The sequence below is a fragment of the Syntrophothermus sp. genome, from assembly GCF_013314835.1.
GTDB lineage: Bacteria > Bacillota > Syntrophomonadia > Syntrophomonadales > Syntrophothermaceae > Syntrophothermus > Syntrophothermus lipocalidus.
Genome location: NZ_JABUEX010000037.1, coordinates 12310 through 27176, shown reverse-complemented (window position 1 = coordinate 27176; position 14867 = coordinate 12310). Strand labels below are relative to the sequence as shown.

At 50.2% G+C, this 14867-nt stretch carries 17 protein-coding genes and 1 riboswitch; all 17 genes read left to right on the top strand.

Translation table 11 applies throughout. The annotated features are described in order from the left end of the window. Positions 1-214, top strand: a 214-nt coding sequence (locus tag HPY90_RS11110) for a hypothetical protein (RefSeq protein WP_287194476.1), incomplete at its 5' end; no start/stop codon positions are given. Between the two features lie 440 nt (positions 215-654). Then, positions 655-2652 carry an amylo-alpha-1,6-glucosidase gene (locus HPY90_RS11105; protein ID WP_287194474.1) on the top strand — a complete coding sequence of 666 codons (1998 nt, stop codon included), beginning with the start codon at positions 655-657 and terminating at the stop codon, positions 2650-2652. A gap of 117 nt (positions 2653-2769) precedes the next feature. Continuing rightward, a complete protein-coding gene (locus HPY90_RS11100) occupies positions 2770-2994 on the top strand; it encodes a Sec-independent protein translocase subunit TatA/TatB (protein ID WP_013174915.1) in 225 nt (74 codons plus the stop codon). 94 nt (positions 2995-3088) lie between these two features. After that, positions 3089-3197: riboswitch (SAM riboswitch) on the top strand. Positions 3198-3249: 52 nt separating this feature from the next. Further along, a complete protein-coding gene (locus HPY90_RS11095) occupies positions 3250-5808 on the top strand; it encodes a homocysteine S-methyltransferase family protein (RefSeq protein WP_287194472.1) in 2559 nt (852 codons plus the stop codon). 13 nt (positions 5809-5821) lie between these two features. Continuing rightward, complete coding sequence (locus HPY90_RS11090) at positions 5822-7045, top strand: homocysteine biosynthesis protein (protein WP_013174917.1); 1224 nt, start codon at positions 5822-5824, stop codon at positions 7043-7045. Positions 7046-7059: 14 nt separating this feature from the next. Next, a complete protein-coding gene (locus tag HPY90_RS11085; RefSeq protein ID WP_273698926.1) occupies positions 7060-7479 on the top strand; it encodes an NIL domain-containing protein in 420 nt (139 codons plus the stop codon). A gap of 90 nt (positions 7480-7569) precedes the next feature. Continuing rightward, on the top strand, positions 7570-8340 hold the full coding sequence (locus tag HPY90_RS11080; protein ID WP_287194469.1) for a UPF0280 family protein: 771 nt from the start codon (positions 7570-7572) through the stop codon (positions 8338-8340). Between the two features lie 31 nt (positions 8341-8371). Further along, on the top strand, positions 8372-9094 hold the full coding sequence (gene nadE, locus HPY90_RS11075) for an NAD(+) synthase (RefSeq protein WP_013174920.1): 723 nt from the start codon (positions 8372-8374) through the stop codon (positions 9092-9094). 40 nt (positions 9095-9134) lie between these two features. After that, positions 9135-9896, top strand: coding sequence for a YebC/PmpR family DNA-binding transcriptional regulator (locus HPY90_RS11070; RefSeq protein ID WP_013174921.1), 762 nt, complete (start codon positions 9135-9137; stop codon positions 9894-9896). 150 nt (positions 9897-10046) lie between these two features. Further along, a complete protein-coding gene (locus HPY90_RS11065) occupies positions 10047-10613 on the top strand; it encodes a BofC C-terminal domain-containing protein (RefSeq protein ID WP_287194468.1) in 567 nt (188 codons plus the stop codon). Positions 10614-10697: 84 nt separating this feature from the next. Further along, positions 10698-11195, top strand: coding sequence for a crossover junction endodeoxyribonuclease RuvC (gene ruvC / locus HPY90_RS11060; RefSeq protein WP_013174923.1), 498 nt, complete (start codon positions 10698-10700; stop codon positions 11193-11195). Continuing rightward, positions 11192-11797 (top strand): Holliday junction branch migration protein RuvA, encoded by a 606-nt coding sequence (ruvA, locus tag HPY90_RS11055; protein ID WP_287194466.1) that lies wholly within the window; start codon positions 11192-11194, stop codon positions 11795-11797. Before ruvC ends, ruvA begins: the two co-directional genes overlap by 4 nt. A 25-nt stretch (positions 11798-11822) precedes the next feature. Further along, positions 11823-12863, top strand: coding sequence for a Holliday junction branch migration DNA helicase RuvB (gene ruvB / locus HPY90_RS11050; RefSeq protein WP_013174925.1), 1041 nt, complete (start codon positions 11823-11825; stop codon positions 12861-12863). Between the two features lie 5 nt (positions 12864-12868). Beyond that, entirely contained in the window at positions 12869-13432 is a 564-nt protein-coding gene (locus tag HPY90_RS11045) for an epoxyqueuosine reductase QueH (RefSeq protein WP_287194465.1), read from the top strand. Then, positions 13416-13631, top strand: coding sequence for a DUF2905 domain-containing protein (locus HPY90_RS11040; protein WP_013174927.1), 216 nt, complete (start codon positions 13416-13418; stop codon positions 13629-13631). The genes HPY90_RS11045 and HPY90_RS11040 overlap by 17 nt, the downstream gene beginning before the upstream one ends. A gap of 123 nt (positions 13632-13754) precedes the next feature. After that, a complete protein-coding gene (locus HPY90_RS11035; protein ID WP_287194463.1) occupies positions 13755-14192 on the top strand; it encodes a hypothetical protein in 438 nt (145 codons plus the stop codon). After that, on the top strand, positions 14179-14760 hold the full coding sequence (locus HPY90_RS11030; RefSeq protein WP_287194461.1) for an anti-sigma-I factor RsgI family protein: 582 nt from the start codon (positions 14179-14181) through the stop codon (positions 14758-14760). The genes HPY90_RS11035 and HPY90_RS11030 overlap by 14 nt, the downstream gene beginning before the upstream one ends. Positions 14761-14867: the final 107 nt, after the last annotated feature.

The window sequence follows — 14867 nt, the reverse complement described above, 5'->3', positions numbered from 1 at the left end:
CTCCGGCACTCAACTAAACGACAATTTGGTTAAACAAAGGTTACTGAGACTTCCGTTGAGTGCCGGACAACACACGGCGAAACTGAGGGCTGCGAAGCGGAGCGAGAAACAGGAGGTTTCGGCTAGCTGTGGACTGAGTTCCGGCACTCAGGATGAGTCTAGCTCGGGAGCCCTTTATGCAAGCAGCGATTTTCCCGAGCATTGCATTCCCTGAGTGCCGGACGAATCCCGAGCGGTCCGCCTAGTACCGCCCAAGAAACCTAGTAAACGTGAACTGAATAAGTCAAACCTTCCTTGGTTTCTTGGATAAGCGGCACGCTGTAATAGATTTTAGCCGGCAGCCTAGCCTGCGCAAGCAGGCGGCTACCCGAAGAGAGCCGATGTGTTGCAGGCGAGGAGTCTCGGAGCGAGCTGGCTAACACACCTCCACAGTCGCATTTTCATTCCCTAGTGGTGACTCGGATGAGAGTCATAAAGGTCTGTGGCTAGTCTTAAGAGCAGGGTTGACGGGGTTTGCTTTCGGATGCGGGTTTGATCGCCGGGGTTACAGGGAAATCTATAAACGTAGGTTATCGACGATGTTGCCCGGCGGCGGCTACGCAGCAAGCCAGTGGTTGTTTTCTTGACGCTATTACCGCACAAGGAGGTAGGCGCATGCTCGTTTTCGCGGGGCCCCAGCTTGGGCCTCCTGCAGGAACGAAGAGAGAGTGGCTTCTGACCAACGGCATTGGAGGCTTTGCTTCCTCCACCGTCTCCGGTATCAATACCAGAAAATACCACGGGTTACTGGTGGCTGCATTAAACCCTCCGGTAGAGCGGCGCCTCCTTTTGGCCAAGCTGGAAGAAGAGGTTTGCGTTGAGAGCAGAAAGTACAGCCTTTTTTGCAGTCAGACCGTGGGCGGTTACTCCGGGCACGGTTTTGATTTTCTGTATGAGTTTCACCGGTTTCCTTTTCCTACATATATTTACAGATTGGAGAACATTTTCATTCAAAAAGAGATCATGATGGTGCGGGGCGAAAACACGGTATTAATTCTGTACCACGTCCTCAACCCGGACAATCTTAATTTTAGACTCTGTCTCTTTCCGCTGGTCACAAACCGCGACTACCACTGGACTGTACGCAAAAACAAGTGGCCGTTTCTTACCAGCATTCAGGACAACAGGGTTATGATCGAGGCCTATCCAGGAGCACCGAAACTTTATTTGAGTGCCGACCGGGGTAGACTCCAGCGGGCGGGGTTCTGGTACTATGACCTGTTCTACGAGCTGGAGGCGGAACGCGGTCTAGATGCGGTGGAAGACTTGTACTGCCCGGTGAAATTCGAGATAGAGAGCAACAGGAGTTTATCTTGGGCTCTAAGGGCTTCTACCGAAGACTTGGCCATTGACCAGGAGTGGGTACTTAAACAAAGAAACGAATCGCTCGACCGTATGAAGAGATTAGGCCGCGCCTTACCGCAGACCGATAATCATATAAAGGTGCTGACTTTGGCTGCGGATGATTTCATTGTGGAACGCAGGAACACGGGTAAGAAGACCATAATTGCGGGTTATCCCTGGTTTACGGATTGGGGACGGGACGCGATGATCGCCCTGCCAGGGCTGACCTTGGTGACGGGGCGTTACCGAGATGCACGAGAGATAATTAAGGGCTTTGTGGACTGGGTTCAGGAAGGCTTAGTACCCAATTGCTTCTCCGATGATTCTGGATGTCCTCATTACAACACGGTTGATGCTTCTTTGTGGCTATTTTGGGCTGTGCACAAGTACCTTGAATATACGGGGGACTGGGATTTTGTGAACGAAGTGTACCCTTGTCTTTGTACTATAGTTGATGACTACTGCCGGGGAACAAGGTACGGCATCAAGGTAGATAAAGACGGGCTAGTCACCCAGGGAGAGGAAGGGATGGCCCTGACTTGGATGGATGCCCGAATTGCAGGGCAACCGGTAACCCCGCGAAGGGGGAAAGCCGTGGAGATAAACTCGTTGTGGCATTTTGCTGCACGGTTTTTGGCTTACTTGACATGTCGGTTTGGAAGGCCGAGATCGGGTAAAGAGTTTACAAAACTGGCTGACCTGGTCAGGAGCTCTTTCGTCAGGGAGTTCTGGTTTGAGCCAGGCGGTTATCTCTATGATGTCGTGGGAGAAGTTGACAAAGACGCCACGTTAAGGTGCAATCAGGTAATCGCGGTTAGCCTGCCAACCCGTCTGTTGAACTCGGAACAGGAAAAGAGTGTAATAAGAAAAGTATGGCGCGAGCTTTACACCCCTTTCGGTCTGAGGACTCTGTGTCCTCTCTCCGAGGGGTACAAAGGCACCTATGGTGGAAGCGAGCACGAGCGCGACCGTGCTTATCACCAGGGAACCGTTTGGGTGTGGCCGTGGGGACATTTCGTCACGGCGGTGAGCAGGATTTACGCTGACTACAGCGGGCGCCTGACGTTGATAAAGAAAATGGTAAAACCCCTTTTGATCCATCTTGAGGACGGATGCGTTGGTAACGTTTCTGAGATTTTTGACGGCGATTTTCCGCATTCTCCCAGGGGTTGCTTTGCCCAGGCCTGGTCAGTAGGAGAGGTGCTCCGGGTTTATGCGGAAGAGGTTATGGGGGTCAAAGGAAGGCATAAGATCGATATCCAGGACTAAAAGAAATTAAGAATTGCACCGCTTATAAAAAAAGAGTAGAATGGCATATGAAAGCTAGGACAGGACGCGGGCATCACGCGGAACTGCCCGCTGCCGATAAAGGAGGTGGATCTAACGGTGTTTGGCTTGATCGGGAATGTCGGGCCGTGGGAATTGATACTGATACTGACTATAGCTCTAATCATTTTTGGACCGGGGAAATTACCTGAGGCCGGTAAAGCCATCGGCCGGGCTATGAATGAGTTCAAGAAGGCATCTACAGGAATACAAAACGAAATACGAGAAGCGGTTTCCCTGGATGAAAAGGACAGCAAGGACAACAGCAGTGCAAGTTCTACGTAGACGGTGCTCTATGTCGTGGCCGTTGCGGCTCGGGATGGTAACCATGGTCCTAAAGAAGATTTTTCTTTAGTGTTAAGTTGAATAAGGCATCCAACTCTTATCGAGAGAGGTGGAGGGACGGGCCCTATGAAACCCGGCAACCGCCTTGGTTATCCGAGGTATGGTGCCAATTCCTGCAGGATGTGATTCCTGGGAGATAAGAGGAGGCAGACCAATCGCGAGTTCATATGCCTCTTCCTGGGAAGAGGCTTTTTTATGTTTTGGGTAAAAGGAGTGAAGCACTTGAACAAAGACCTGGCATCTTTGTTAAGAGAAAGGATAATCATTCTCGACGGGGCCATGGGCACCATGCTTCAAGAGAAAGGGCTGCGCCCAGGGGATTGCCCGGAGTTGTTTGGGCTGGAACACCCGGAAGTACTGGAAGAAATACATGGCCAATATATAGAAGCAGGTGCTGATATAATCCAGACTAATACATTCGGAGCTAACCGTTTCAAGCTGGCTGAATACGGCTTGCAAGACCGCGTGGTCGAAATAAACAAGGCTGCGGTCAAGGCTGCCAAGAAAGTGGCAGGCAGCGGGGCCTTGGTGGCTATCGATATCGGCCCTACCGGTCGTTTGTTGCAGCCAGCCGGGAATACTACATTTGACCAGCTTTACGAGGCTTTTCGCGAGCAGGTGGTAGCTGGGGCCGAAGCCGGGGCTGACCTGGTTTCGATTGAAACCATGACTGATATAGGTGAACTCCGGGCCGCCGTGATTGCGGCCCGTGAGAATACTGACCTGCCGATATTGGCCCATTTGACGTTCGAGCCCAACGGGCGGACCATGATGGGAACTTCTCCGGCCGGGGCTGCACTGGTGCTGGAAGCTTTGGGAGTAACGGCTATCGGCGCTAATTGCTCGGGGGGGCCCAAAGAATTGCTCCCGGTTATCGAAGAGATGGCTCGGGTTACCGGAATTTTTCTGTCAGTGGAGCCGAATGCTGGTCTTCCTAAGCTAGAAAACGGGCGCACTATTTTCCCGGAGACTCCAGAGAGTATGGCTGTTTATGCCCTGAGCTTGCGGGAAGCTGGAGCTAACTTGATCGGCGGGTGTTGCGGGACTACTCCTGCCCATATCAGGGCTATGGCTGAAATCTTGCGGGGCCTTCCCCCGGTAACCAGAAGGCCTAAACGGGTTCGTGCTCTGGCCTCGCGCAGCCGGTACGTAGTATTGTCTGAGGATAGTCCGCTTCATTTTATTGGGGAACGGATTAACCCTACTGCTCGCAAGAAACTGGGTCAGGACATTGCCCAGGGCAGCATGGCCATGGTGGCCGAAGAAGCCCGGAAGCAGGTGGAAGCCGGGGCGCCATTGATAGACGTAAATGTTGGGGTCCCAGGTATCGATGAACCGTCGGCTATGGAAAAGGCGGTAATTGCGGTGCAAAGCGCGGTGGACGTGCCGATATCAATAGATTCAGCCAATTCGGCGGCGGTAGAGGCTGCCTTAAAGGCCTTTGTGGGCCGTCCTCTAATCAATTCAACTACGGGCGAACAAAAGGTTTTGGAGCGTATATTGCCTTTGGCTAAAAAGTACGGGGCAGCGGTACTGGGATTATGTTTGGACGAGAAGGGGATCCCGTCAACAGCCGGGGAGAGGTTCGAGATAGCGGTTCGCATATTAGAGCAGGCCCGGTTATACGGTTTGCGCGAAGAGGATATTTATATCGATTGCCTGGTCAAGACCGCCGGGGCAGAACAAGCCCAGGTCATGGAAACCATCAAGTGCGTGCGGATGGTTCGTGAGAGACTAGGACTGGCTACGGTTTTGGGCATCAGTAATGTTTCCCATGGACTGCCGGCTAGAGAAATCCTTAACTCGACCTATTTGGCTATGGCGTTGGGTAGCGGTTTAGATCTCCCGATAATCAACCCGTTTGACCAGCGTATTCGGGAGGTCATTTTGGCGTCTGGGGTGCTCCTTAACCGGGATATTTCCGCCCGGAAGTTCGTAGGTGAGTTCAAAGATAGAACATCTTTGCCCTCAGAGGCTGTTCGACCTGGATCGTGGGTATGTGAGAAGTGCAACATTCCCTTGCTTGTAGCTGGCAAGCCTCCGGGAGGAGTTGACGATGCTAGCCGACTTCCTGTTGTAGCCGGGGAAGAAAAGGTTAAACAGGAAGAGGGTTCCAAGGGGGCCGATATAGCTGCTAGGATAGAGGAAGCGGTGGTTAAAGGGGAGGAACACCTAATAGTTGGACTGGTGAAAGAAGCTTTGGCAGCTGGAATCGCTGCTTTGGAGGTAGTCAACAAGTCTTTGATACCGGGAATAGAGAAAGTAGGTGAGCTTTACGAAAAGCAGGAGTACTTTTTACCTCAGCTAATGCTTTCGGCCGAAACAATGAAGAAAGGTTTTGCGACAGTCAGGCCATTTTTGACACAACAGGCCCAGCAACAATTCGGTACAATTATCATGGCAACCGTCGAGGGAGACATCCATGACATAGGTAAGAACATCGTGAGCCTGATGCTGGAGAATTACGGGTTCAAGGTGATAGACCTTGGCAAGAACGTTCCGGCCCAGCGCATCGTGGAGGAAGCAGTCAGGAGCCGGGCTGACATCGTTGGCCTGAGTGCCTTGATGACGACCACTATGCCTCGCATGGGAGAGGTTATCGAGAAATTGCGCGAGAAGGGACTCGGCTGCAGGGTCATGGTTGGCGGAGCGGTACTGACTCAGGAGTATGCTGAGCGGATTGGGGCTGATGCCTATGCCCGTGATGCGCGCGAAGCAGTTATAAAAGCCAGAAAACTTTGCAACCTGGACTAAAGGGGAGGATTGTATGGCGGTGAAAAAGACTTACGAAGAAATCAATGAGAAGATTCGCCGGGGAAAAGCGGTGGTAGTAACGGCGGAAGAGATGATCGGTATAGTTGAAGAGAAAGGATACACCAAGGCCGCGGAAGAAGTGGATGTAGTTACTACCGGGACGTTTGGTCCTATGTGTTCGTCGGGGGCTTTTCTTAACTTCGGTCATTCGAATCCCCGCATAAGGATGAAACGGGTTTGGCTTAACGGGGTAGAAGCATATTCTGGGATTGCTGCGGTTGACGCTTACATCGGTGCAACCCAGCTTCCAGAAAACGATCCGGAAAACAAAGTATACCCGGGCAAATTCGTGTACGGGGGAGGTCACGTCATCCATGACCTCGTGGCTAGGAAAATGATAAGACTAGAAGCCGTAAGTTATGGAACCGACTGTTATCCGCGCAAGAAAATTGAAACGATGATAACCCTAGATGATCTAAACGAAGCGTATCTGTATAATCCGAGAAACGCTTACCAGAATTACAACTGTGCGGTAAACTTAGGTAATCGCACTATTTATACTTATATGGGTATACTCAAGCCCAATCTGGGAAATGCAAGTTACTCTAGTGCCGGGCAATTAAGCCCCCTGTTGAACGATCCCTATTACCGAACCATAGGCATTGGAACCCGGATTTTCCTAGGGGGAGGGATAGGCTATGTGGCTTGGTACGGAACCCAACACCATCCCAATGTTCCCAGAGCTGAAAACGGCGTTCCTTTAGGAGGAGCAGGTACTTTGGCCGTGATCGGCGATCTTAAACAGATGAGCCCGGAGTGGCTGGTTGGAGCCAGTTTCATAGGGTACGGAGCCAGCATGTACGTAGGTCTAGGTATACCTATCCCCATTTTAGACGAAGAAATGGTTCGGTACACGGCAGTGAAGGATGAGGAGATTTTGTGTCCCGTGGTGGATTACAGCGAAGGTTACCCCTACTGCAAGCCCATTGATCTCGGCTATGTAAACTATAGGGATCTGAAGAGCGGGAAGGTTACCATTAGGGGTAAAGAGGTTCCAACCACTCCTATGTCCAGCTATCCCAGAGCGCGGAAGATCGCTGAAATACTCAAAGAATGGATAAAGAGCGGAAGGTTCGAACTGACACAACCTGTCGCACCGTTACCTTCGGCCGATGCCGACATCGTTTTTCATTCACTGCCTGAGCGCAATGTAAACGGGTACAATGGGTTAAGATAAAAGGGGGAAGAAAAGTGATAAAGAACAGGGTGGTTTGCTTTTTCTCCGCCTCTCAATCGGAACAACCGATCATTTATAGATTAGTCAAGGATTATGACCTCGTGATAAACATCTTAAAAGCGGATATCAATCCACAGAAAGAAGGATACCTAGTAGTCGAACTCGTCGGAACCAGAGAACAGTTTGAGCGAGGAGTTAATTATCTGAAGGACTTGGGGGTTAGGGTGGAGCCTCTAAGCCAAACCGTGGTTTGGCATGAAGAAATCTGCATCCAGTGTGGTGCTTGTGCTTCTTTCTGTCCAACCGGGGCTCTAGAGATTACCGACCGTGAAAAAATGGAGGTATCTTTCGACAACAGCCGCTGCGTGGTATGCGGTATGTGCTTAGATTGTTGCCCGACCCGGGCAGTGAAGCTGCACTTTGAAGTAGCATAGTCCTTTGGGTGACTGGTAGTTCAAAAATTGACACATCAGATATAATTAAAGCAACAAGGAAAGCAACAAGTCTAGGCAGGAGCGGGGGCAGTGGTACAAAACGATTACAGCCGGCGAAAGTACCGGATTTTTTACCAGGCCTCGGATCTCATTTACTTCCAAATAAAGCTGAAGGAGACCGATCTAGCGATAGGAGTAGATAGAGAAAGCTTTAATGATGGACTGGTAGAGCTCGCAGAAAGGACAGTTATTAAACTTCGAGGAGATCTGGAAAGCTATATTATCTTGTCACCAGAATTTAGGACGTCTTTTGCTCCGGTTCCGGCTTTGCCGGGAGCGCCTCCCGTAGCCATGAGCATGATAAGGGCTGCCGCTGTAGCTGGGGTTGGGCCTATGGCAGCCGTAGCAGGTGCTATTGCAGAAGCGGTAGGAAAAGAGCTGGAATCCAGGGTGCGGGAGGTTGTGGTCGAAAACGGTGGAGACATTTATTTGAGTGGCAAACACGACAGGATCATCGGGATTTTTGCCGGCGAGTCTCCTTTCAGCAACCGTATAGGTTTGAAGGTAGGGGGCGCAGAGATGCCGGTTGGTGTGTGTACCTCCTCCGCGACAGTGGGCCCATCGGTGAGCCTAGGGCGGGCTGACGCGGCGGTAATTAAAGCCAAAAGTGCGGCTTTAGCAGACGCGGTCGCTACCGGAGCCGGAAACCTAGTGCAGGGCGAGAGTGATTTGGTCAAGGCCCTGGAGTATGCTAAAGGGATTGACGGAGTACTGGGGGTAATTGTTATAAAGAAAGATAAGTTAGCTGCATGGGGAGAAATGGAGATAATTCCTCTGTCAAAGCAAGCTAACCGGAGATGAGGGAGAAGGAGGAGTTATTCTGGACAGTGAAATGGTGGTTGACCTACTGACGGAATGGCTTAAAACCAGAGTCCAAGAAGCAGGTGCCCAAGGGGTCGTATTCGGCCTTAGCGGGGGAATCGATTCGGCAGTAGTAGGAGCTCTATCCCGCCGTGCTTTCGGGGACGATGTACTCGGAATAATCATGCCTTGTCAAAGCAGTGTTCAGGACATGTTGGACGCGAAGCTGGTAGCGGACGAGTTGTCTATTCCCTGCATCATGGTGGAACTGGACGATGCTTACCAGTTACTTCTCGGGCAGTATGAGGCTTTTGTTAAGATAGGGAATGAAGAGAAGGCCCGTCAGGTTAAGGGTAACATTAAACCGCGTTTACGCATGATAACTCTCTATTATTTTGCCCAGGCTTTGGGATATTTGGTGGTAGGCACGAGTAACCGTGATGAGCTGGAAGTCGGGTACTTTACCAAGTATGGTGATGGGGGAGTAGACCTTATGCCCATCGGGGCTTTAGTTAAATCACAGGTGAGAGAACTGGCCAAGTTCTTGGGGGTTCCGGAATGTATCATTAATAAGGTTCCTTCGGCTGGCTTGTACGAGAATCAAACGGACGAAGCGGAGATGGGCATCCGCTATGAGGATTTGGACCGTTACCTTTTAACTGGTGAAGGTACGGATGAAATTGTACGGAAGATCAGGACCATGCAGAAGCTGTCCGAGCATAAGCGGAGATTGCCCCCGATTCCCGAACTGTAATCGGGGTTACAAACACAGTGCTAAGGGGAGGCTCTAGGGCATGTCAGGTCATTCTAAATGGGCGAACATTAAACACAAGAAGGCACGTTCGGATGAAAAAAAGGGAAAAGTGTTTACTAAGATAGCCAAGGAGATTATCATAGCTGCTCGAGACGGAGGAGGGGATCCTGATAATAACCCTCGTCTTAAAGCGTTGATTCAGAAAGCTAAGGGCGTTAACATGCCGAATGAAAACATACTCCGTGCCATCAAACGGGGAACAGGTGAAATAGAAGGCGGCAATATCGAAGAGGTGACTTATGAAGGATACGGACCGGGCGGAGTCGCTTTGATGCTGTCTATTGTGACTGACAACCGAAACCGGACAGCTGCCGACATCAGACACCTGTTTTCCAAACATGGGGGCAACCTGGGGGAAGCCGGGTGTGTTAGCTGGATGTTCAGGAAAAAAGGGCTTCTAACCTTGAATTCAGAGGACATAGGAATGGATGCAGATGAGTTTATGCTGATTGCCATTGAAGCAGGGGCCGAAGACGTGAGGGAAGACTCAGGAGTGCTAGAGGTTATTACTTCGCCTGAAGATTTTAGCACGGTGAAGGAGCAGTTGGAGAATTACGGAATAAGATTTGACAGCGCGCAAGTGGCTATGGTTCCGGAAACCATAGTGGATGTTAATGATTTGGAGACAGCGAAAAAGGTGCTGAAGCTGGTGGATATCCTTGAAGACCACGACGACGTGCAGGAGGTCTATGCCAACTTTTCAATTCCCGACGATATTATGGAGAAAGTACAGCTTCAGTAGAGGGAGCGTTAGCTGGCCAAGAGACAACGGGTCTTCGTGACAGTGGAAATGCAGCATCTAGGAAATGGCGGGGGATAACTCCTGCCATTTGTTTTTGTCTGAATACTTTATCCTCAATTGGGAAGAATATACATTGATGGAGGTGAGAGTATGATCAGGCCTTACCGGGGTGCAGTTCTTGCAGGAACCTTGCTGTTAAGTTTTGCACTGGGCTACGGGCTTGCCCACAACTGGCCCCGTTTCAAGAATTTCGATTTCAAGCCCGCCGCAATAGACAGCAAAAAAGAATTCATGGTTCAGGATAAAACCCCGGTGATATTGGAACAGGTCTATACCCGCTGCGGTCATGTGACTACCAGTGAGTTCAAAGGGAAGAAATATCTGATTGGGAAATCGCTGAGCGGGGTTAGGGAACTATATCCGGTGCGAGATGGGTACCTCGTGTGGTTCGAGGACAATGGGTCGCTCGTGATTTACCAGAGGATTGACGATTGGTGTCCTAAGGATAAGAATCTCTGCCACTTGGGCACATATAAGGGATACCTGGCTGTTTATAAGGGACCTTCGGGGAATAACCAGGAGGTGGCGCGCGTGACCAAGATACGGGTCGAAGACTTGCCAGAAAAAATTCAAGAAGATGTATTTAACGGGAAGATGGAGTTCAATAACGAAACTGCTTTAAATGACGTTTTGGAAAGCCTAGATGAGTATGAGTAATCACCGATAACCCGGCAAGCCGGGCTTTTTTGTCCCCCCAGTACCAGTTGTATGGTAAGATAATTATTGAAATGGGGAGGGAAGATGATAGTATTAGGTATTGATCCGGGAACGGCAACGACTGGATACGGCGTGCTTGAAGACATAGGTGGGAAAGCCCGCTTGATCGACTACGGTGTAGTCCGAACCTCATCGGGTACGAACCAAGCCATTCGGTTACTAGAGATACATAACCGAATTGAACAGGTTATCCAATGTTATTCGCCTTCGGTTTTGGCGGTAGAAGAACTGTTTTTCAGCCGCAACGCCAAGACCGCAATCACCGTAGGTCAAGCCCGGGGGGTAGTTTTGATGACTGCTGCCGAGAGAGGGCTTGTTATTTACGAGTACACGCCCTTAGAGGTTAAGCAGGCGGTCGTTGGGTTTGGAAACGCAGACAAGCGACAGGTTCAAGCGATGGTTAAAGCCATACTGCAAATGAAAGAAATACCAAAACCTGACGACGCAGCCGATGCCTTAGCGGTAGCGATATGTCATATCCACGCTGCCCGGCTGGCGAAAGTGAGGGGAACCCAGTTGTGATTGCTTTTTTAAGGGGAATCTTGGTAGACACAGGCACTGACTGCGTATACTTGGACGTGAACGGAGTAGGGTTCGAAGTGACGGTACCACCGCGTGTCCTCAACCGTGTGACTTGCATAGGGCAGGAAGTCTTTCTGTACACTTATCTGCAGACCCTGGAAAACGAGTTTAGAATTTACGGATTTTTGGACAAAGATGAGCGCCAGCTGTTCCGGACGTTGTTGAGCATTCCTGGTTTGGGAGCGAAGACTTGTTTGGGGATCGTATCCTCTATGACTACGGAAGAGCTATACCGCGCGGTGTTGGCTCAGGACGAAAAGAGCCTGACGAGTGTACCGGGGATTGGGCGTAAAACGGCACAAAGGCTGATTTTTGAGCTGCAAAACAAGTGGCCCAAAACTGATTTAATAGCTACGACGGCGAGCGAGAGTCTACGCTCGAGCTGGACCGATACCATCAGCGCATTGGAAACCCTAGGTTTTAAGAGCAGCGAGCTAGTTCCAATCTTATCTCAATTACAGGCCAAAAACGAGCTAGGAGAGGCGGTAGAAGAAAACGTGAGGAAAGTTCTTAGGCTGAAAGGAGCAAGCGCAAAGTCCTGATTTATGATTGGACGGGAGGACGGAGATGAAGAGATTGGTGTCACCTGGGAGGGTAGAAGAAGACTTCATCGAGACGAATATCGAGATTTCATTGCGGCCGTCAAGACTTGCAGAATATATAGGGCAGGAGAAGGCCAAAGAAAATATCGCCGTTTTCATCGATTCGGCTCTACAAAGGAAGGAACCTCTGGACCATGTTCTGCTTTCTGGTCCTCCCGGGCTGGGAAAGACCACCTTAGCCAGTGTTATTGCCAACGAGATGGGGAAACCGATTAGGAAGACTTCAGGACCGGCTCTCGAGCGCCCGGGCGATTTGGCTGCTATCCTAACTAACCTGGAACCGGGGGAAGTGCTCTTCATCGACGAAATTCATCGGTTAAACCGAGTGGTAGAAGAAATACTCTACCCTGCCATGGAGGACTTTGCCATCGATATCGTAATCGGTAAGGGACCGAGTGCTCGAACTCTAAGGTTGGATCTGCCACCTTTTACGTTAATAGGGGCGACGACTCGTCCTGGACTTTTGAGTTCACCCCTGCGGGACCGTTTCGGTATTCTCTGCCGTTTGGATTTTTACGAGGAAGATGAATTAATTCTGATCATAACGAGATCGGCTGCTTTGCTGGGTATCAGTATCGATGAGGGCGGAGCTAGGGAAATAGCCCGTCGGGCTAGAGGGACTCCTCGAATAGCTAACCGCCTTTTAAAAAGGGTCAGAGACTTCGCTGTGGTTCAGTCAGGGGGAACGATTGACGCAGAAATTGCGGCCATGGCTTTATCCAAATTGGAAATCGATGAACGAGGACTGGACCGAATCGACCGGACAATACTGGATATTATCATTTCAAAATTTAATGGAGGACCGGTGGGGTTAGATACGTTAGCCGCCGCCGTTTCCGAAGAACCCGATACCTTACTCGACGTTTACGAGCCATATTTGCTGAAGATCGGCTTTATCCAGAGATCGCCCCGAGGGAGAATGGTAACTCCCAGCGGGTACCGCCACCTGGGTTACAAGTGCTCCGAGGATCACGGGGGCCGACTTTTTGCGATCAATGAGGAGTGAAACCGTTGAAGTTGCTGTTGCATGTTTGCTGTGGACCCTGTGCTACTTACCCGGTTCCTTTCTTGCGGGAAAAGGGGTTTGAGGTCTGGGGCTACTTTTACAATCCTAATATACATCCTTTTACCGAGTACGCTAAACGAAGGGAATCTTTTTATCGGTATGCTGAACTGGATAAGCTCATGATAATTAAGAATGACGAGTACAGTTTCGAAGACTACTGGCAGAGGGTTTCATTCCGCGAGGGTCGTCGGTGTTTTTTCTGCTACCACCTTCGCTTGGAACAAACCGCCCGGATAGCCCGGAGAGGCAAATTTGAGGGCTTCAGTACTACTTTGTTAGTAAGCCCTTTTCAGAAGCATGACCTTATTAGGGAAACTGGAGAGTCAATGGCAGATAAGTACGGCGTTCCTTTTGTGTATTTCGATTTCAGAGAGGGCTTTAAGGAAACGGTGGTCAGATCAAAAGCTTTGGGGCTGTACCGACAGCAGTACTGTGGTTGTCTTTTTAGCGAAGTCGAGCGATTCCAACCATCAAAGAAAGGGGATTTTGCTGATGGAAGGAATGGCTAAGTTATTAATCGTAAGCGGTTTAATACTTGTGGTATTGGGGATGGTATTTTTGGGGGCGGCTAAATTCGGAGGAAGTTTCCGTTTGCCGGGGGACATTTACTACCACCGGGGCAACTTTACGTTTTATTTTCCAGTTGTTACGTGTATCGTCCTTAGCTTGATACTGACCTTTCTTTTAAACTTGTTCTGGCGGCGTTAGGTTTGTTAGGATGAGTACTCTAGTTGACGAACAGTCCTGGTTATTTTTTTGATCAGTTCGGACCCAGATCTGAAGGCACAGGGGTCGTCTCTAGCGGGGCGAGATGAGAGGGGTTGCAACAGGATGGCTCCAATAAGGCGGTTTGGGGTGTTGGTCAAAGGCCGGGATAAGCGGCCTACGACCATGACAGATGATAACAGCGTGGAGACGGTGATGGCTCGCCAGAAAGAGATTGACCGGCTGCGATTAACACTTCAAGAATTTGGTCTTGACTATGATGTCTTGATCAAGGAGAGCCCGCAAAATTGGGCAGTGCTGGAAGCGGTTAAGGAAGCGGCTTTTAGGTTATCTGAACAAATACAGTTACTTTCGACAGTTTTGATCAGTGACGTTTCGCAATTTGAATCCTGGCTGGCGCAAAGGGTGGATCTGCCTCTGCCTTACGTGAGAAGGCACGGGCATTATCTGGTAGCGATATCCTTGATTGTCGCGCACGACCTGAGACATTTGTTGCCTTATATTTTGCCAGTAAAAAGGAGAAATACATATGGCTGTAATTAAGGGAGTGGTGCTCGAAAGCAGCGAAAGCGGTGCCGTAATACTGACAAGAAGCGGCCGTTTCCGCAGAGTACGAGCAAGAAAGTACCTACCGGATGTCGGAACTGAGATTCAGTACCGGGAATGGGGGCGAGATGCAGTCTGGTACGGGGTAGCCGTTGTGGTTTTATTTGTCTTAATGTTGCAGATAGCGGCGTTTCTAAGCCCTGTAGTTTACATGAGTATTGAAAGTGGCCCAGGAATTAAACTAGGGATCAACAGGTTCGGGTTGGTAGTGAACCCCGTTTCTACTGATGAAAACGGGGCCAGGATTCTGAACCAAGTCTCGGTAAGGGGACGAGATGCCGGTTCAGCTCTGGAAGCGCTACTGAACAAGTCGTTGGCCGAGGGTCTGATCGAGACGCCTAGGCATGAAGTAGTACTGATAGCGGTTCCGGTAAACCAAACTGGAGATCGGCTTTTAAGGAAACTTGTTCCGTCTCTAAATGGGCGTTTAGAGAGTTGGTTCGCGGAAAAAGGCGGGTCCCACACGTCGGTTGAGATTTGTGTTACGCGCAAACCGGACGAGTAACTGGGCTATCCGGCTATTAGTGGGCGCAGACCCCTTTAGAACCCTGGGCTCGGTGAGTTCGACAATGAAAGCTGCTCTGAGTTCTCGGTTGCTATCATTTTCTAGCG